The organism is Paenibacillus rhizolycopersici (assembly GCF_014947195.2).
GTDB lineage: Bacteria > Bacillota > Bacilli > Paenibacillales > Paenibacillaceae > Fontibacillus > Fontibacillus rhizolycopersici.
Window position 1 is genome coordinate 26,331 of the sequence record NZ_JADCNN020000002.1, and the last position, 19,797, is coordinate 46,127.

Consider the following 19,797-nt stretch of genomic DNA (forward strand, 5'->3'; position numbering starts at 1 on the left):
CAAACGCAAAGAATCCCCTCAGGCCAGCCGTGAGGGGATGAGGACAATGAGTAAGGCAGCTTATCCGCCGATCGCCATAGCTGAGAAGACAATCGGCCCTACTACTCTGGCTGTGCTATTGTTATCCTGATTTTCTACGATCAACTGATAGTTTTGGACGCCGAGCGGGGCATGTTCTACAAAATGCACGCTAATGAGACCCCAGTCGTTGAAGGCATCCTCCAGCTCTACCAACCCATAGAAAATTTCGGTGCCTGCTCTCCAAATGCGCACCAGGACATTCGGCGTATCTGACAGCGCTTCAACACCGATGGTCGCCTTCAGTTCGACACGGTTGGTTGTGGATGCCGGATTGGCCGGATCAATAAATACAGAAACCGCCGCAATTTGCACGCCACCGACTACCGGAATCGGAATGTTCACCCCGTTCGTTACCGGGGTCACGACAGTAGAGTTGTAATCCAAAATCGTCTTTGCCATATCTTCTTCTCTCCTTTACTAGGTTATGCTCTATTCTATGTAAGGGAGATTTCAGATTCCTAGATGATTGCATCAGTAGATTTGACTCATTTTTGCAAACAAGCACGAGGGCGGAGGATAGGCATATGATGGGTAATAAACCTTGGAGGTCAAAATTCAAATGAATGATTATCCCAGACCGTACCCTTACTCTGCGTATTCCGTACCTTCCCTGCCCCCCCACGCTTATCCTTACGGAGTGAATGTAGCTCCACCGTTTCTTCCCCCAGGCTCGTACCCAGGGATTACTCCCTATCCTTCGCGCTTTGCGTCCTGGGGCGAGCTGCCGCTTCAAGATTACGGGCAACAGCCGTTGGTTCTTAACATCAACCGGGCTGCCAAGCAAAACGAAACGTTCCGCACGGCATTATGGACAGGGAAACATTTTCAGGTTACCTTGATGAGCATTCCCGTTGGAGAAGATATCGGACTCGAGGTCCATCCTCACACCGACCAATTTGTACGGATCGAGGAAGGCCAAGGGGTTACACAAATGGGGGATACACCGGAAAAGCTGGATTTCGTACAAAATGTTCACGATGACGACGCCGTCTTCGTCCCCGCCGGGAAATGGCACAATATCACCAATACCGGCACCGTTCCCCTCAAGGTCTATGTGATTTACGCGCCGCCCCAGCATCCGTTCGGCACCGTGCATCAGACGAAGAAGGATGCAATGGAGGAAGAACGAGTTTAACGAGAATTCGGGAGGTTATTTAACCTCCCGATTTTTTATTGGTCCTAGGCCCATTTATTAATAATTTATATCCATGCTCGCACACATTTCATAGGGAGAACAACCTACAATCGATTTCTCCTTATTGATCACAATCCCTAGAAACGTTTCCCTATTTCTGCTATAGAAAGTAATATGTAACTCTTTAGTCGGCAAACTTCTTAATAACGTGTCGATTTCACTTTTTAGTAACTCCCCCTGCTGGGTCTTTACCAATATTATCGTTACTCTTACACCGTATTTATAGGTTTGCTTTTTGCTCTCCTTGATATCGATTTCAAACGGAAGCTGCTTCTGTTCTAAGATTGTTGTGATTTCCTCGACAGTGTTGTTTATTTGACTTGGGAAAGGCAATGAGACGAGCTTGTTTAGACTGGTCATCAGAAATGGAGATATAAACAGGAAGAGAACGAACAAGGTTATATTGAGAAGAACCATATCTGTATTCACTTTCTCATGCCGCCAACGTAGGAAGTAATAATAGACTATGACAATAACAATTAGGGTGATAACCCTAGGAATAACAGAGCCATCTTGATGCCGTGAAAAAATGATACCCCCGATCATTAAGCTGCACGATCCTCCAAATAGACAGCTCACTAGGATGACCCAGAAATTTGTTTTCACCGATCTCTCCCTCTCCTCCAACTTCTAAAAATACTTTCTGTCACAAATACGATCCTTCAGATGTCTTCTAGGATGTACTAAACAAAATAAAACTGGAGGAACCAATAATGAGCAAATGGCTAAGATGATATGGATAATATCATTATTGCTAAGGAAACCTTCAAATACAATGCAAATGGATCCGTTGGCCTTTTTTACAGATAGCTTATAAAGAAGCCGAAGCAACAGTCATACAATGCGCTTAAATGACGAAAGGGGAAGTTTTAGATGACAAATTTCATCGCGGATATCAAAATTCCAGATAGCAAACTAGCCGTAGAAGCTGCCGAATTATTGCGCGATCACGGCGACGACCTTTTGTGGAACCACTCGAACCGCGTCTTTCTGTTTGCGGCGATGAAGGGGAATTCGAGTCAAGTCAAATACGATGCCGAGTTGCTTTATATCAGCTCGCTCTTCCACGATCTCGGCTTGACACCCGCCTTCCGAAGCCCGGACAAACGCTTTGAGGTCGATGGGGCGAATGCGGCCCGCGACTTTCTGAGAAGCCGCGGCATTCCGGAAGAATCCATTCGATTGGTATGGAATGCGGTTGCCCTGCACACCACCGTCGGAATCGTGGAATACATGGAAACCGAGGCGGCTCTGATGAATTTCGGCGTCGGTTATGACGTCGTCGGGAAGAACTTTGATTTCATTCCGGCAGAAGTGCGGAAGCAAGTCGTCGAAGCTTTTCCTCGCGACCAGTTCAAACACAACATCTTGCATGCATTCTGGGAAGGCTTCAAGCACAAACCGGAAACGACATACGGTACGATGAACGCCGATGTGTGCGAGATGTTTCTTCCGGGCTATCAACGCCCGAACTTTTGCCATCATGTCCTTCACTCCAAGTGGGAGGAATAAGGGGATTGAGTAACTTTCCGGCAGAAGTTTGACTTTAATCGCAAAAACGCGCCCCCCGAAACCTCGGAGGGCGCGTTTCCACTTGCATTAAGGATGCTGGTGAAGGGATTCGAACCCCCGACCTACGCATTACGAATGCGTTGCTCTACCAGCTGAGCTACACCAGCAAGTTCGTTTTTAGCGAACAAAAATTATTATAACTCGTTTTCAAAATAATGCAAGCGCCAATGCTTGGTAATTACAATTTCTCGCGAACGGAGCGCAGCTTCTGCTCCGAGGAGCTGGCTTTGTCGCGGCGGTCGTCGATCTTGATCGACGTCGACACGCGGCCGGCACCCGACTGGAACGGCGCTTCATGGATGGCACGAATGGCGGCGAACACGTCGTCCAACGGCCCTTCAATAATCGTACTCATTGAGGTTAGGGTAAACGTAATTCCCGTCTGCTTCTCCAGCACCCGATGCAACTCAGCGACATAAGCGCTCAGGCTGGTGCTACCCGTTCCGATCGGAATGACGGTTACTTCAGCGATGGCCATAATCGATCCCTTCTTTCTGGTAGTGGTTTTGTTTTCAATCACGAGCTTGTTATTCAACCTACCTCCATTCTACCCATCCTTGCACTTGAAGATCAACCGATCTCTAACGGACTGTAGTGACCTTATTTGTCCCGGGAATCCGAACTTCGCTTTCTAACGGACCTTGGAGCCGCTATTTGCCTAGAATCTGCCCCATTTATACGTCTTCGCACCAAATAAGGGCCTTGGGGTCCGTTAGATTTCTTATTCGTCAGAAATTGCAGAAATAACGACTTCTCAGTCCGTTAGCCAACACCGTTCGAAAAACAGTTGCCGCCCCCCAACCATCCTCCTAGTTCCTCAGTCCCATTCATAAATGTTCACAATTCTCCCTCGTCCCCCACTCTCCGCATCGTTATAAGGACTGGAGATTTTCACGACGTTTTCAGGTCATTTACATGGTAAAAATTCGGTTTACAAACACAACATCTTGGGCTATCCTTAGATCAACGCAACAAAATATAGTGTGAACGGGTGATCCGGCGGACAAGCCTCCGGACCTTAAAAGGGAAGTGCGGTGCAAAGCCGCTGCGGTCCCGCCACTGTAATCGGTAGCTAGGCGCTAGAGACGAAACGTTCATCGAATCGTCTTGAAGGCCCAGCCGTTCGTCTGACCTTTATGCCACTGCGGCTTGATTCTAAAGCTGCGGGAAGGCGTCAGCAATGACCCGAAAGCCAGGAGACCTGCCCGTTTGGAAGACACCGACGGAAAACCTGCGAGGAACAGGGATGGTGTCCGCTTGCCGCTGAACCTTAGGGCTTCTATTTCTATGCCCAACGTGATCGTTATGATGCAGCGCATTCGGGCATGTCCACCCTCGTCGGGTTGGACATGCCCTTTTATATGAAGTAAAAACTCAGTTTATCGGGAGGAGAACTTTGTTATGGCATTGCTAAACCAGACGTATACCGGCCGAGACACCTTGCTGGATGAAGTCATTCAATTAGGCGAGGAAATCGTGCACAGTCGAAATCTCGAGGTGCTGCGTGAGAACGCCAATTTGAACGGGGAGAGCTTCTCCGGCAAGATGAGTAAATTCGGAAGCGAGTATGCTAAATGGTACGCAAACCATTTCGTGATGCCGGCCCGCTTGGTCCAAGCCATCCAGGACAATATTGTCTACGTCCACGATCTGGACCAATACGCCATCGGCACAACCAACTGCATCTTTATCCCTTTCGATAAGCTGCTGCGCGAAGGCTTCAATACCGGGAACGGCAGCGTACGCCCGCCATCCTCCATCATGACGGCGATGGCGCTGGTGGCGATCATTTTTCAATCCCAGCAAAACTCCCAATACGGCGGCGTATCCGCGAACAAACTGGACTTCGATCTCGCCCCGTACGTGGCCAAATCATTCGCCAAGTACTTCCGCAAAGGGTTGGATTACTTTGAGGAAGGCGATGCCAGCGCCGAGTTGGGCGACATTGCCATGAGCCGCAGCGACCTCCGAGACGGGTATCCGAAAGCCTTCAAATATGCGTTAAAGGAAACCGAAAGCGAAACGCTGCAGGCGGCCGAGAGCCTGGTCCATAACCTAAACACCATGTCGAGCCGGGCCGGCGGACAAATCCCGTTCACCAGTATTAACTACGGAACCTGCACCTCGCCGGAAGGACAGCTGGTAATCAGCTCCCTGCTCACCGCGACCATGCGTGGGCTAGGCAGCGGGGAGACGCCGATTTTTCCGATTCAGATTTTCAAATGCAAGCAAGGGATCAATCAAAATCCAGGGGAACCGAACTACTCCCTGTTCCTGAAAGCGGCGGAATGCTCAGCCAAACGGCTGTATCCGAATTTCGCCAACCTGGATGCCCCGCTGAACCTGATGTATTACGATCCGACGAATCCGGATACGGAATTCGCTACGATGGGCTGCCGCACCCGGGTGCTGGCCGACCGTTTCGGACGGAACCATCTGTCCGGCAAAGGAAATCTATCCTTTAATACGCTAAACCTCGTCAAAATAGGCCTTGAGCACGGGATCGAATTGGGCCATCGCAAGGAGGCCGATGAGCGCGGCTTCTACCGGGAGCTGACGCATTATATGGATATCGCGCTGGAGGGACTGCTGCACCGTTTCAACATCCAAGCCTCTCAGAAGGCGAAGGCTTCGGATTTCATGATGCGTGAAGGGGTCTGGGAGGGCGGCGAGGCGCTGGCACCGGACGACGCGGTTGGCGATCTGCTCAAACACGGTAGCTTGTCCATTGGATTCATCGGCTTGGCCGAATGCATGAAGGCCATGTACGGCAAACACCACGGCGAAGACGAAGCGGTGTATCAGAAAGCGTATGATTTGATCGCCTACATGCGCGACTATTGCGACCGCCAAAGCGAAATCCATAATCTGAACATCACGTTGTTCGCCACCCCGGCGGAGGGCCTGTCCGGCAAATTCACTAAACGGGACCGTGCGGTATACGGCCCGATACCCGGAGTCGTGGATCGCGATTACTACACGAATTCATTTCATATCCCGGTCTACTACAACCTCAGTGCCGCGCGAAAAATTGAACTGGAAGCCAAGTTTCACGGGCTTTGCAACGCGGGTGCGATCTCTTATATCGAGCTAAACGGCAATGCCCGCAGCAACCCGGCAGCGTTCCTGAAAATCGTGCAATTCGCCCTGCAGCAGCAGGTCAGCTATTTCAGCATCAACCATCCGATCGACCGGTGCTCGGCTTGCGGCTTCGAAGGGATTATCGGGGCAACCTGCCCTTCCTGCGGCAGGCATGAGAACGATGTGCATATCCGCCGCTTGCGCCGGGTGACGGGCTACCTGACCGGCGATTTCCAAACGCGGTTTAATGCAGCCAAACAAGCGGAAGTGCGCGACCGGGTCAAACACGACGTATGAATCTTTGCGGCTACTATCCCGAATCTATTAATGAAGGCGAAGGCTTGAGGGCGGCGATTTTTATCAGCGGTTGCCGTCATTATTGCAAGGGCTGCTTCAGCCCGAAGACCTGGAACTTCGATTACGGCGAACCGTTTACTTTGGAACGCGAAGCCGAAATCATTCATGACGTTAAAAATAACCCCCTGCTAAGCGGCTTATCGATCCTTGGCGGGGACCCTTTCTTCTCCGCCGCTGAAGTCAGCGGGTTTATCGACCGACTGGTTGCGGAGACAGGGCCTGTGTCGATTTGGATTTACAGCGGTTATACCTACGAAGAAATCATAGAACGCTCTGGCTCACCTGAATACGAGCTGCTAAGGCGCTGCGAGGTGCTGGTTGACGGAAGATTCGTAGAAGAGCTTCGCGACCCTTCCCTCCTCTATCGCGGGAGCTCCAACCAGCGGCTGGTCGATATTCAGCAAAGCCTGCGGCAGGGAAAGCCCGTATTATGGGAGTCCATGTTCTCTTTCTAGGTACATCTAAAAAGCTGACTTTTTGATCACGAACAATAGAAGTTTCTGGTATAATTAAAAGCCTGTGACCTTTGTCACAGTTTGACAACATTCATCACGGAGCGCGAGTACCCTTGCGCCCCCTTTTTTCACCCGTTATCTGCAATTTGAAAATTCAAGATTTGCGGTAAACACAGGCGGACTGCAGCATTCATTCCAACTTATTTCACGAAAGCGAGGATTCCTCTCATGCCCACTCTAGTGACCAAACCAAACAACCGACAACTTGCGTTTGACGGCGAGCGCCTTGGCGTCTATGCCGACCGTATTTTGCAAGGATTACATAACCTCGATAAAGAACGCCTATTACGCGGCGTGAATGCCAAGCTCCGTCGCGACGAAGTGAACGGCGAAGAGATCAGCAATGCCTTTACGATGTCCGCCCTGGAGCTCGTCAGCAAAGACGAACCGGATTGGAAATTTGCGGCTGCCCGTTCCCTGCTCACTTCCCTTTATAAAAAAGCAGCGGTCAACCGCCGTTACAAAGCTTACCCCGAGGAGCCGTACGGATCGTTCCACCACCTCATCTCCGAGCTGTGCAAGCTGGGCATCTACCGCGAAGAGCTGCTCGAGTGCTACACGAAAGAGCAAATTGAAGAGCTGGGCCGCACGATCGACCCTTCCTGCGATTTGCTGTTCGACTACATTGGCCTACTGACGCTGACCGAGCGTTACCTCGCCACCGATTTCGACGGACGGACGATGGAGCTGCCGCAGGAGCGCTATATGGTCATCGCGATGTACCTGATGCACAAGGAGCCGGAAGAGAAACGCCTGGAATTGGTGAAGGAAGCGTATTGGGCGATGAGCAACATTTATATGACCGCCGCAACCCCAACCATGTCCAATGCCGGTAAAAAAGTCGCCGGTCAGCTCTCCAGCTGCTTTATCGATACCGTAGACGATTCCCTTGAGGGCATCTTCGACTCCAACACCGACGTGGCTCGACTGAGCAAAATGGGCGGCGGCATCGGCGTCTACCTCGGCAAAGTCCGCGCTCGCGGCTCCGATATCCGCGGCCATAAAAATACCAGCTCCGGCGTCATCCCTTGGATCCGCCAGTTGAACAACACCGCCGTCAGCGTCGACCAACTCGGAACGCGGAAAGGCGCGATCGCGGTTTATCTGGACGTTTTCCACAAGGATATTCTCGCCTTCCTCGACTTGAAGCTGAACAACGGGGACGAGCGGATGCGCGCGCATGACGTTTTCCACGGCGTTTGCCTGCCTGACCTGTTCATGGAGGCGGTAGAAGCTCGCGGCGAATGGAATCTATTCTGCCCGCATGAAGTGAAGAAGACGATGGGCTGGAAGGATGAGAACGGACGTCCGTTGGGTCTGGAGGACTTCTATGATGAGGAGTTCGGAAAGGGCAGCTTCCGCGAAAAATACGCCGAAGCCGTCGCCCACCCTACCCTCTCGCGCATCACGATGCCGGCGATCGATATCATGAAGCGGATTTTGAAATCACAGTTGGAGACCGGTACGCCTTACATGTTCTATCGCGATACGGTCAACCGAGCGAACCCGAACCGCACGCACGGGATGGTTTACTCCTCCAACCTGTGTACGGAAATCATGCAGAACCAATCGCCGACGGTCGTCGAGCAAGAGGAACTGGTAACGAAGGACGGGCAAACCCGGATCGTCGTGTCCAAAATTCCGGGCGACTTCGTCGTCTGCAACCTGAACTCGATCCACCTGGCCCGCGCGGTGCCGGCTGGCGTGCTGGAGCGGCTCGTACCGATCCAGACGCGGATGCTGGACAACGTCATCGATATCAACAATATCGAAGTGCTGCAGGCGCAATACACGAACAGTCAATATCGGGCAATTGGCCTTGGCACGTTTGGCTTGCACCATCTGCTCGCGCTCGAGGGCATCCGTTGGGAATCCAAGGAGGCCGTGGAGTACAACGATGCGCTATATGAGAAAATCAACTACCTGCTGGTCAAATCCAGCATGGAGCTTGCCATAGAAAAAGGGAAATATCCGAAGTTTGCCGGTTCCGACTGGGAAACGGGGCATTACTTTGAAGCTCGGAACTACACGGACGGCACGCGCGAAGGCAAATACGTAACGACCGAACAGTGGCGCGCGCTGCAGAAGGAAGTGAGCTTGAACGGCGTCCGTAACGCCTGGATGTTCGCCATCGCGCCAAACGGCTCGACCTCGATCATCGCCGGCTCCACCGCCAGCATCGATCCGTTGTATGAGCTGCTCTCCTATGAGGAGAAGACGACGTACAAGATCGCTAACCCGGCACCGGATCTGTCTGAAAAAACGATCTGGTATTACAAGACAGCGTTCCTGATCGACCAACACTGGTCGATCGACATGGCCGGCGCTCGCCAGCGCCACGTCGACCAAGGGCAAAGCTTCAACCTGTACGTGCGGCCGGACATCAAAGCCACCGAATTCCTGGAGCTGCACCTGCATGCTTGGAAGGCCGGGCTGAAGTCGACGTATTATGTGCGCAGTCGGGCGTTGACGATTGAGGAGTGCGAAAGTTGTGCCTCATAGGGAACTCATCCCACCCCACCCCTCCCTTACCGTAAGGGAGGGCGCCCGAGGGCCTGCTGCCCTCTGGGCTCCCGCAATGAGAGGGACGTTGGAGTGACTGAGGCGCTCCTGCACGCTCTCCCCTGCGGGGATACGCTTTAGGTTGGCTCGTGGAACGCTTTTCGTGGACTCATCCCTCCCCACCCCTCCCTTACCGTAAGGGAGGGCGCCCGAGGGCCTGCTGCCCTCTGGGCTCCCGCAATGAGAGGAACGTTGGAGTGACTGAGGCGCTCCTGCACGCTCTCCCCTGCGGGGATACGCTTTAGGTTGGCTCGTGGAACGCTTTTCCCCCTTCGGGTACGTCTTACTTTGGGCGCACCCGGGTGACCTGGTAAACCGTGCTGCTCATAACTGCTGCTTTCGTCGCACCCGAGGGACTTTGGCGGGATGAGCCGCTTCTCGCCCTTCGGGCCCGCTCTACTTCAGGCGCTCCTGCAGGGCGGTGACTGCGACTTTGGTGGTGAAAGGTGATAAGGCGTGCGTAACCCTCGTTGTCCCTTCGGGATGCACTTACTTTTAATGAAATTGAGCGGCAGGGGCGTTTGAAATGCCACTGCGTGCGAAGAGGCGCTGTCCCCTGCGGGGATGCGCTCACGCTTGAGTATAAATACATGCGGGGAATGGGCCAGAGGGTGAAATGATTCTGAAGAAACGGTAGTGGTCGCCTTTGCGAGTGGATTTCTACAACTTCTGAATCTAGTTCAATCAGAGAAATCCGCGAGCAACAGCGATCGTAAGAACATTTCAGCCGGCGGCCCCCTCCCGCATGATCCACTACAAATTAAGGAGCGAAATCCCATGCAACTTCAAACGATATTCAACACCGAAGCCCCCAACAAATCAACGCGGATCATCGGCGGCGAAAGCTCGGGCATCTTGAACTGGAATGACATCCGCATGCCGCATATGTACAAGCTGTACAAAGTGCTGCTGCTCAACCACTGGATCGCGGATGAGATCCCGATGGCCAAGGACGCGCAGCAATTTGCCCTGCTCGATTCGGAAGAGCAGCGCACCTTTAAGATCAACATCTCGCTGCTGGCGGTACTCGATTCGATGCAAACGATGTTCGTTGGCGACGTAAAACGTTACTTCACCGACTCGTCGCTGGAGGCGATTTCGGCGATCATCGGTCAGCAGGAAGTGGTACACAACCAATCCTACTCCTACGTGTTGTCCTCGATCGTATCGGAGCAGGAGCAGAAAGAGATTTTTGAATACTGGAAGCATGATCCGGTGCTGCTGGATCGCAACAAGTTCATCTCCGACATCTATCAGAACTTCCGTAATAACGCGACGCCGCAGACGTTTTTTGAAGCCCTGGTTGCTGACCTTATTCTTGAAGGCATCTTCTTCTACAGTACATTCGCCTTCTTCTACAACCTGGCGCGCGATCAGAAAATGATGGGCACCAGCCAAATGATTTCGTATATCCAGCGGGACGAGAATCAGCATTGCTACTTCTTTGCCGAAGTGTTCAAGCAATTGCTGGTCGATTATCCGGAGCTGAACACGAAAGAAAACATCGACTACGCCTATCGCACGATCGACCGGGCGGTCGAGCTGGAAACGAATTGGGCGCATTATACGCTAAAAGATGTGCAAGGCATCGACTTGAACGAATTGTCCGATTACATCAAATATATCGCCAACAAGCGACTGACGTTGATGGGTCTGGACAAAGCGTACCAAGGCGTCGATATCAACTGCATGCCGTGGATCAAGCCGTTCTCCGACGAGGCGCTGAACGCGACGAAAACGGACTTTTTCGAGGCCAAATCCCGTAACTATGGCAAGGTTGGCGACGACAACGGGTTCGACGACCTGTAAGGACTAGAACGGCGCTATACATGATGGCGGCTCTTCTGCATTAGCTCTGCGGAAGAGCATTTTTTCGCAAAAAAAGTTTGTCCCATTTAACTTCGGTTTAAAAAAACGGGATATGCTATGATTAACTACCAAATCGGCCCAGTGCCGGAACATCGGAAGGACGTTAGCATTTATGGATTTACTGATTACCGTAATTATACTTCTGATCTGTCTCGTAGCCTCCAACATCATCAGCCACTATATCCCGTTGATCCCTACCGCGTTGACGCAAATCGCCCTTGGGGTTCTGATTGCGCTGGCCTTTAACGGGTTTTCGCTGGAACTCGAGACAGAATGGTTCTTGCTGCTGTTCGTTGCGCCCCTGTTGTACAACGACGGCAGGTATTTCCCCCGCGACCAACTATGGAATATGCGCGGGGCGATTCTGGGGAACGCAATTATCTTGGTGGTATTAACTACATTGGGTGGCGGTTACCTCATTCATGCGGTGATTCCCGACATTCCACTGGTCGCGGCATTCGCACTGGCCGCGATTCTGTCCCCTACCGATCCGGTGGCCGTCAACGGGATCGCCAAGCGGATTCATCTCCCCGAGAAGGTGCTGAATCTCGTCCGAGGGGAATCGCTGATCAACGACGCCTCGGGCCTGGTAGCCTTTAACTACGCGGTTGCTGCGGTTGTTACGGGGTATTTTTCGCTGCGGGAAGCCGTGTTCGATTTCTCCTATATGTTCGTGACCGGAGCCTTACTGGGACTGGTGCTCAGCTTAATCATGACCTGGATTCGGTTCTCCCTGCTCAAACAAGGGATCAAGGATGCCACGCTGCATTCCCTGCTGCAAATTCTGACGCCGTTCCTGATCTTTATCGTCACGGAGGAGTTCCTGCACGCTTCCGGTGTTATTGCTGTGGTTGTGGGCGGTATCGTGCATTCCCTTTTGCGGGAGCGAACGGAAACGATGCTGGCGGAGGAACAGGTGTTAACGGAAAATATCTGGTCCACCGTGCTCTTCATTCTGAACGGGATTGTCTTCCTGCTGCTTGGGTTGAACATCCCGTCATCGATGCAGGCTACCGTCGACAACCCGAATATTAACAATGTGCTGGCAGTCGGTTACGCGCTTGTTGTTGGGATCGGGATTTTGGCGATTCGCTTCATCTGGTCGCATTTCTTTGCCATTTATGAATACCGGAAGGCTAAAGTCGGCGAGGTTGACAAACCTACGATAAAATCCAGCTTGGTTCTGACCCTGACTGGGGTTCGCGGCGCAGTCACGATGGCCGGGGTATTGTCGATCCCTTATGTAGTCGCCAGCGGCGGTCCGTTCCCGGAACGATCGTTGATCTTGTTCTTGGCGGCAGGCGTCATCTTGTTTACGTTGATTGTGGCCACGATCTTTTTGCCTATGCTTAGCAAAGGGGGCGCGCCCGGCGAAGAGACCGACGAGTTCCTCGATATGAATGAAGCCCGTACCCGCGTGCTGAGGGTAGCGATGAACAAGATCAAGGAAGAAATGAACGACGACAACAAGACAGCAGCCTACCAGCTCATGGACGAATATAGCCGGCTGCTTCAGCCGGCCTTGGATCAATGGGGAGCTCAGCGTCCGGATCGTCCGGCCATGCTGGGTAAAATCACCGAATTGCACCGTGTTGCACTGAAGGTGGAACGCGGCTACATCCAACAGGTGATGGCAGACGGAGGCATGGACAAAGAGATGTTCGAGGCCTTCGAGAAGGCGCTGGAGTTACGGGAAGAGAAGCTGTCGCAAAGCGGGCGTGCTCGCTTCTTTTTCCTGGTTGGCAGTGCGGTTCGAGACTTTCGGCGCGCGAAACGAAAATACAAGGAGTTCGCCATGAAGGCCGAGGGAAGAACCATCCAAATCCACGCGCTGCAAGCCGCACTCGAGCACTTGCAGGGGCTGAAGAAAGGGAACGAATCGGACAACCTGATCCAATTCGTCATCCTGGATTACAAGCGTGGGATCGCCCGGCTTAAAGGCACCGCGGATGCATTCAGCGAGAAAACGGAAGCTCAGAAGGAAGAGCTGCGGTTGCTGGTCATGGACGCTGAACGCGCGGAAATCAGCCGCATGTTCGAGAATGGCGACATTAACCGGGAACAAGCCCGGGAACTGCGCCGAGCGATTAACCAGATCGAAAGCCTCACCCTCTATGAGCACGAGGAATAGCGATGATTAAGGAGACGGCGGTGCCGCGCGAGCGTAACGGAACGTAACGCGCTTATTCGGCGAAAAATGGGCAACACAGAAATCTAACGGAACCAGAAGACGCTATTGGGACTATTTAGCCTGGGATCAGGCCTTAAATAGCCAAATAGCGTCTTTTCGTTCCGTTAGACAGGGTAACTGGCGTTTTTCGCCGAAATAAGGTCTGCTCGTTCCGCTACGCGAGCGTTCCAGCGTTGAGCGCGCCGACGCGAAGCTCCGCCCACGGGAGCGGTAAACCGCCGGGATGCCACAGGCGGACCGTCCGGCTCTCGCCAGGCAGCAGGTCGAAGTAGTTGTCGCTGAAGCGGACCCCGCCCAGCGGCAGCTCCAGCTTGACCAGCCGGGCAACGCCCTGGCCGGAGGCCGTGACCGTGACGGTCTGCGCTGCTTTATCAATCTGCACGTCCAGCTCGGCGGCAGGCATGCGCAGCTCCTTCGGGTCGCGCAGATAATAGCGATTCACCGGTGCGGCGAATCCGGTGGTGCTCAGCTCCACCAGCACCTCTTCCGGCGCCAAACCGGCCAGCGCCTTCGCCTCTTCCAAGCCTCCGAGCGACAGCGCCGTTTGCGGCGGGATCTTCGCCGCAAACGAAAACCGACGAACGCCTCCCGGAGGAGTGTCCTGCACGCCTGCGGATCCGCCTCCCATTCCCCCGACTTCCTGCGCCCCAGCCAAATCGCCGCTCTGGGCCAAAGGATGCACCGTTAACGTCACAGTTCCCTCCAACTCCTCCAACGTGTCGTTGACCACCCACACGCGTAGCGGCTCACCCGGTTCATGTTCCAACGACAGGAGCACGGGATGAAAGAAGGTCTTGCCATAATAATACGAAGCCTTCGGCAGCAGCTCATAATCGATCATCGACCAGCTCGTCCCCGGCCAGCTGTCATTCAGTTGCCACACCAGCGCGCCGCTGTTGCGGTGACGGTGGCGGCGGAAATGCTCGATTCCGTACTTCAGCCCTTCCGCTTGGGTCAGCATGGAGAAATTCATGTACTCCTCGATGTCCTGCGGAATCCCCGTGTAGCCTTCCATCAGCAAAATCCCTTTGCGATGGTTCGTATCCTTGTTCCGATACGCCATCTCGGCGCTCCCCCAGGTAAACTTCCCTTCGGGAATGTTCTTCGCCAACGTATATCGATTCGCCGAAGCATGCATGCCGAACTCACTGCTAAACAAAGCAAGGTCTTGCTTATAGTTCTTAAACGTAACCCCTTCGATGCTATAATCGAGCCGCGGCTTCTCGCCTTGCATACGCGGGTACACCGACCCATGCCACACTTGCCAGTTATGGCGGTCCCCCTGATTCGGATCGTTGGCGTCATACCCGTCCTGCGCGCCATACGGTGACGAAGGCCAATACGAACGATACGGGTCCAGTTCGGCCAAAAGTCCGGGGATCAGTTCATGATAGATCGTCTCGCCGAAAAAAGCTCCGGTAATGTCACCCGCCGCCGACTTCATGTCATAGAGCCAGTCGATTTCATTGTTGCCGCACCAAAGCGCAAGCGAGGCGCGGTTCCGCAGCCGCTTGACGTTATCGATGATTTCCTGACGCACATTGTCCATGAAGTCGCGGTTAAAGTCCGGAAATAGCGCATTGGCAAAAGCGAAATCCTGCCACACGAGCACCCCGCGGCGGTCGCATTCCTCGTAAAAAATCTCCTTCTCATAAATGCCGCCGGCCCAAACGCGCAGCATGTTCATATGCCCCTCCACGGCCAGCTCGATCAGTCCGCGATACATGGGTTCCGAGATCGATCCGATCATATGATCTGCCGGAATCCAGTTGGCTCCTTTGGCATAAACCTTAATGCCATTAAGGATAAAGGCAAACGACGGACTGCCGTCGGGATTTTGTAGCGATAATTCCAGCGTGCGTATGCCAAAAGGCTGCTCGTAGCGGTCAATCTCCTCGTCGTCGGCAAGAAGCGTCACCTCCAAAGTGTACAGATAAGGTTCGCCCAAATCATGCGTCCACCAACGCCGCGGCAGGGCGATCCGCAGTTCGGCCGACGCCGATCCCTTCGTTCGAAAAGCCTCCGGAAAGGCTTGTCTCAGCCCTGCTTGAACGCCTAATAGAGCCCCGCATTCCTCCAGCACAGGAAGCTTGGCAGACGTTACCTCCGCCCCATCCCCGTCCAGCAATCGTACGACGGCCACCGCCGTCGTTCCGGAACGAAAGGCCTCCGCTTCGGCGCTCACCCGGATGACCGCCTCCTCCGCCGCCGCGGATAACGTTGCGGCATATACGCCGGTCAGCTTCGCCCGTCTGCGCCGCTCCAGCCGAACCGGACTCCAAATGCCGGTCGTCACGATCCGCGGCCCCCAGTCCCATCCGAAATTCATCGCCGCCTTGCGGATCCAGGGACGCTCCTTCGTATAGGAGGACCATTCGAACTGCTCTTTGTCTCGATGATGTAGATCTAGCGGATCGAATCGAACCGCCAGCGTATTTCGGCCTTCACGGACGATCCGCGTGACGTCGAACGTATAGCAGCGAAACATGTTGGATGCCGAGCCAATCTCATGTCCGTTGACGTAAACAGTCGCAAACGTGTCCAGCCCTTCGAACGTGAGTTCCATCCGCTCTTCATCCCCCGGTACGGCATTCAACTCAAACGTCGTGCGGTACCACCATACTTTCCGCTCGATCCAGCGGCACTTCGCATCGTTATGCCCGTAATACGGGGGCTCGATGATCCCGCGTTCCAGCAGCGCCGAATGCACGTCGCCCGGAACGTTTGTCTCGATCCAGAAGCGGTCGTCCAGTCCGGGGGCGGCCAGCTCCAAAGGTGGTTTCTCCCCAACCTCAAAATGCTGCAGCTTCCATGGTCCCGATAAAATCATGAATCGTCCCTCTTTTCCCGATGGTGATGTAGGATGGCGATTAATTCTCGCTCGCTGTCACGCTTGCCGGATCATAACCTAACGCTTCCTCGCGAAATTCGCTGGGCGTCTTCCCCGTATGCTTCTTAAACAGCCGGCTGAAATATTTCACGTCCTCGTACCCGGTCATTCCGGCGATTTCGCTCACCTTGGCCGGGGATACGACCAGCAGGTCCATCGCTCGGCGCATCCGCAGAGCGGTGACGTAGTCGCCGAAGTTGCTTCCCGTCTCTTTCTTAAACAGCTCGCTAAGATGCCCGGGATGCAGGTGCACATAAGCTGCGATCTGCTGCAAACTTAGCTCCCCCGCCGGGCAGGACTCCATAAACGCCTTAGCCCGCTGCACATGGGAAGCCTGCCCTTCGCCGAGCTGGCTGTGATACAAGTTCATCACGGCATGCAGATGACGAAACAGCTCCTCTTTCAGCTTGCCCCCTTCGACCTGCTGCTGCAGCCATGGCTCGAAGCGCGCTTCTCCTTCTTTCCCTAAAGCCCGGAGCGTTCGCTCTAGCCAACGGTGCGCGGCGACGGCCGCCGATTGCAGACAGGCCTGATACGATTCCGGCGTACATTCCGGGTCCGCGGCCAGCTCGTCGGCCAACCGCTGTGTCCAAGCCCGCAGGGCCATCGGATCCTGCTCCAACAGGATCGCGCCAAGCCCGTTCTCCTCCTCTTGCGATAACACCGTCCTCCCGCCTTTGCGGTCGGCGATTTCCCGGTAATCCAGCAATTTATGGCTCATCAGCAGATCACGGTAAGCAAAGGCGGCGGCCGCCGTCACATAACTTCGATGGACCTGGTCCAGATCGTCCACGGCAATACCAGCCGCCAGGCGCAGCCGGCAGTTCAGCAGATTTTCGATCCGTTCAAGTACCCCCTTCAAACGCCCGACCGTAGCGAATGCATCCCCCCTGTCTGGCCCGGTCACGCAAACGATTTGACCTTGGTGGATCAATACCGCCGCACCCGGCAGCAAGTCCTCCAGCATATTTTGCACGGCAAATCGCAGCAGCGAATCGGCGTCGTCCTCCTGGCCCCAGCCGTCGGCGGACAAAAGTAAAACCTGCCGGTATCCCGGGCTAATAGAGATTTCCCTTTCCTGATTTTCCTGCTCGGAAAGAACCGGGACCGATCCTACCTCGCCTTCGATCACCCACTTAACCAACTGACGCCGCCGCTCTTCCCGGGCCTGCCGCTGAGCGCGGGAGTCCTCGGCCCGGCGCTCCTGCAGCCGTCGCTTGGCCCGAAGCACCGTTCGGATAATTTCCTCCGGTTTGCTGGTCTTCAGCAGATAGTCGCCAACTCCCTGGCGGATGGCTTGCTGGGTATAGGCAAAATCCCCGTAACCCGACAAAATGATCACCTCCAGCCCCGGCAGCCTTGCGGCCGCTTCCTCCGCCAGCTCCAAGCCGGTCTTGCCGTTCATTCGGATATCAGTGATCAGGATATCCGGCCGCTCCGCTTCCAGCCGCTCGAGCGCTTCCTCCGCGGATGCGGCCGGCGGAAGCAGATTCAACCCGAGCTCGCTCCAGGAAATTACGCTGGCTAGACCGGTCCGGATGATGACCTCATCATCCACTATCAATACGTTCATGGCGATCCCTCCATGATCGGAATAGAGAACGAAACCTGCGTTCCTTCGCCTTCCCGGCTATCTACGGTAAGGCCCGCTTCTTGTCCGTAATGCAAGAACAGCCGCTCGTTTACGTTGCGAAGCCCATATCCAGCGTTCAATTCTGCAACCGTGGCCATCGTAGCCGCGGTCTCTGCCATAACCGCCCCCGGCATCGCCGCTTGATCCTGCGATTTCCCTGTCCCTTCAGCTCCCAGCAGCGACAGCGCCTGACGGACCTCATCCAAACGCGCGGCGCTCATCCCCAGCCCATCGTCCATGACCATTACATGCATGCGTTTCCCCTCCGGCTGGATCAGGATGGTGATCGTTCCGATGCCCTCGCGTTTTTGAATCCCATGGATCAAGGCGTTCTCCACCAAAGGCTGCAGCAGCAGCTTCAGCATCCATTTATCCAGAAGCCCCTCCTCCACGATATACTCAACATCAAACTTATCGGGAAAACGAATCGATTGGACCCGAACATAGTTACGGATATGCGCCAGTTCCTGCTCAACCGGACAATAATCTCGGCCCTGATTAAGGCTGATCCGCAAGAAGTCGCTAAGCCCCTCGACCATATCGGCGATTCGCCGCTCCCCCGACATCAAGGCGATCCAATGGATCGAAGACAAGGTATTGTACAGAAAATGCGGATTGATCTGCGCCTGCAATGCCCGCAGATCGGCCTCCTTCTTGCGCGCCTCCCCGCGGATGACCTCCCGCTTTAATCGTTCGATATGAGCGCCGAGCATATTGTAGCTCTGACCTAGCCGGCCGATCTCATCATCCGAGGTCGCTGGAAAACGCGGCAAAGGCCGCTCCGGATCGATCCGCGACAAATGTCGGGTCAACACGCGCAGCGGCCGGGTGATCCGGCGCACCGTAAACCAAATCAGCAGCGTGCACGCCAGCACGGAGACACCAACCACCATAGCGGTTAACGTCAAGATATAGCGGTTCTCCGCTTGGTATTGGTCGTAGGGGACACTGCCCACCAGCATCCAGCCGGTCAACGGCTCGCGGCGGTACAGCACCGTCGATTTTGAATCCCCGCTGCCATAGATCACGCTCCCGTTCTCAATCAGGCGGTTGCTGCGCGGTTCCCCTCCGTCGTCCGCCGCCGCGACCCCGCCCGGGATCAAAGCGAACAGGCCGGGCGCAAAGGTATCCAGCGGCTGGCCTAACCTGGACTTGTCGGCGGATGACAGAATGGTACCGTCTTCTCCAATCAATTCGACTTTACCCATCCCCTGGCCAAACTCCGGCGATTCCAGATTGCGGGCAAGCTCCCGTTCGTCAAGGCTGATCGCCAGCCAACCCAGTCGGCGAAAATCATAGATGCTGCGAATCGGCCGGAACAAGGTCATGACCTGCTCCATCCCGGCGTAATCGCGAATTTCGTATACGCCAGACCATGTTTTCACGCCCCCGGCAATCGCTTCCGCCGCCGCAGGCGGGAGCTCATTTTCATACCATGTGGCCGTAGACAGGCGTCCGTCAAACCGTTCGGGATAGATGGCGATATTGGCGATATAAGGCTTGGAGGCCGCCAGATTCGTCATTCTCCCTACTAACTCGGTCCGCTTAGCCTCATTGTCCTCCGGGCCGGTCAGATAGGTCTGCAAATCCCGTTCCCCGATCAAGAAGATCGACAACGTTTCGATATCCTCCAGCATAAAGCGCAGATTGGCATCCATTTGCTTCAGCATGTCGCTGCCGGTCAGCTTCGTTTTCTCCTCTGTAATGTTGGAAGAGATCATAAAGGCGAACAAACCCAAAGCCAACATCGGCACGATCATGGACGCCGCAACCACCACCGACAGCTTGCGCTGAAGCGACGTAGTCAGCCATTTATGCATGTTGCGCTCCCCCTTTGCTCCGGTGTAGGAT

General features: G+C 54.4%; 13 protein-coding genes, 1 tRNA gene and 1 riboswitch. Of the genes, 7 read left to right on the plus strand and 7 right to left on the minus strand.

The window, feature by feature from the left end; all coding sequences use genetic code 11:
- Positions 1–60: 60 nt before the first annotated feature.
- The gene (locus IM700_RS02455; protein ID WP_193416664.1) at positions 61–480 is read right to left on the minus strand and encodes a hypothetical protein; all 420 of its coding nucleotides are present in this window, start codon (positions 478–480) and stop codon (positions 61–63) included.
- Between the two features lie 160 nt (positions 481–640).
- Here IM700_RS02455 and IM700_RS02460 point away from each other — a divergent pair, with 160 nt between their 5' ends.
- The gene (locus tag IM700_RS02460; protein ID WP_193416665.1) at positions 641–1,216 is read left to right on the plus strand and encodes a cupin domain-containing protein; all 576 of its coding nucleotides are present in this window, start codon (positions 641–643) and stop codon (positions 1,214–1,216) included.
- 57 nt (positions 1,217–1,273) lie between these two features.
- On the opposite strand, the gene IM700_RS02465 is transcribed toward IM700_RS02460, so the two are convergent.
- Positions 1,274–1,882 carry a hypothetical protein gene (locus tag IM700_RS02465; protein ID WP_193416666.1) on the minus strand — a complete coding sequence of 203 codons (609 nt, stop codon included), beginning with the start codon at positions 1,880–1,882 and terminating at the stop codon, positions 1,274–1,276.
- A 267-nt stretch (positions 1,883–2,149) separates the two neighbouring features.
- Here IM700_RS02465 and IM700_RS02470 point away from each other — a divergent pair, with 267 nt between their 5' ends.
- Positions 2,150–2,788: an HD domain-containing protein gene (locus IM700_RS02470; RefSeq protein WP_155608262.1), complete on the plus strand. Its 639-nt coding sequence runs from the start codon at positions 2,150–2,152 to the stop codon at positions 2,786–2,788.
- Positions 2,789–2,882: 94 nt separating this feature from the next.
- Here IM700_RS02470 and IM700_RS02475 read toward each other — a convergent pair.
- Together IM700_RS02475 and IM700_RS02480 are read right to left on the minus strand one after the other, a co-directional pair.
- Positions 2,883–2,955, minus strand: a tRNA-Thr gene (locus IM700_RS02475).
- 71 nt (positions 2,956–3,026) lie between these two features.
- Positions 3,027–3,326: an MTH1187 family thiamine-binding protein gene (locus IM700_RS02480; protein ID WP_155608263.1), complete on the minus strand. Its 300-nt coding sequence runs from the start codon at positions 3,324–3,326 to the stop codon at positions 3,027–3,029.
- A 494-nt stretch (positions 3,327–3,820) separates the two neighbouring features.
- A riboswitch (cobalamin riboswitch) is annotated at positions 3,821–4,071 on the plus strand.
- Between the two features lie 178 nt (positions 4,072–4,249).
- Between IM700_RS02480 and IM700_RS02485 the strand changes: the two genes are divergently transcribed.
- The 5 genes from IM700_RS02485 (at position 4,250) to IM700_RS02505 (ending at position 13,363) form a co-directional block, all read left to right on the plus strand.
- Positions 4,250–6,226 carry an anaerobic ribonucleoside triphosphate reductase gene (locus tag IM700_RS02485; RefSeq protein WP_193416667.1) on the plus strand — a complete coding sequence of 659 codons (1,977 nt, stop codon included), beginning with the start codon at positions 4,250–4,252 and terminating at the stop codon, positions 6,224–6,226.
- Positions 6,223–6,741 (plus strand): anaerobic ribonucleoside-triphosphate reductase activating protein, encoded by a 519-nt coding sequence (gene nrdG / locus IM700_RS02490; RefSeq protein ID WP_193416668.1) that lies wholly within the window; start codon positions 6,223–6,225, stop codon positions 6,739–6,741. The genes IM700_RS02485 and nrdG overlap by 4 nt, the downstream gene beginning before the upstream one ends.
- Before the next feature lie 228 nt (positions 6,742–6,969).
- Entirely contained in the window at positions 6,970–9,303 is a 2,334-nt protein-coding gene (locus tag IM700_RS02495) for a ribonucleoside-diphosphate reductase subunit alpha (RefSeq protein WP_193416669.1), read from the plus strand.
- A gap of 837 nt (positions 9,304–10,140) precedes the next feature.
- Positions 10,141–11,172, plus strand: a complete 1,032-nt coding sequence (locus IM700_RS02500; RefSeq protein WP_193416670.1) for a ribonucleotide-diphosphate reductase subunit beta — start codon at positions 10,141–10,143, stop codon at positions 11,170–11,172.
- Between the two features lie 172 nt (positions 11,173–11,344).
- Positions 11,345–13,363 (plus strand): Na+/H+ antiporter, encoded by a 2,019-nt coding sequence (locus IM700_RS02505; protein WP_193416671.1) that lies wholly within the window; start codon positions 11,345–11,347, stop codon positions 13,361–13,363.
- 214 nt (positions 13,364–13,577) lie between these two features.
- Here IM700_RS02505 and IM700_RS02510 read toward each other — a convergent pair whose 3' ends face one another.
- From IM700_RS02510 to IM700_RS02520, 3 genes are read right to left on the minus strand one after another with little or no spacing between them, the layout of a single operon-like run.
- A complete protein-coding gene (locus IM700_RS02510; protein WP_193416672.1) occupies positions 13,578–16,253 on the minus strand; it encodes a beta-mannosidase in 2,676 nt (891 codons plus the stop codon).
- A 40-nt stretch (positions 16,254–16,293) separates the two neighbouring features.
- Complete coding sequence (locus IM700_RS02515; RefSeq protein ID WP_193416673.1) at positions 16,294–17,886, minus strand: helix-turn-helix domain-containing protein; 1,593 nt, start codon at positions 17,884–17,886, stop codon at positions 16,294–16,296.
- Positions 17,883–19,766, minus strand: coding sequence for a cache domain-containing sensor histidine kinase (locus IM700_RS02520; protein WP_193416674.1), 1,884 nt, complete (start codon positions 19,764–19,766; stop codon positions 17,883–17,885). Before IM700_RS02520 ends, IM700_RS02515 begins: the two co-directional genes overlap by 4 nt.
- Between the last annotated feature and the right edge of the window lie 31 nt (positions 19,767–19,797).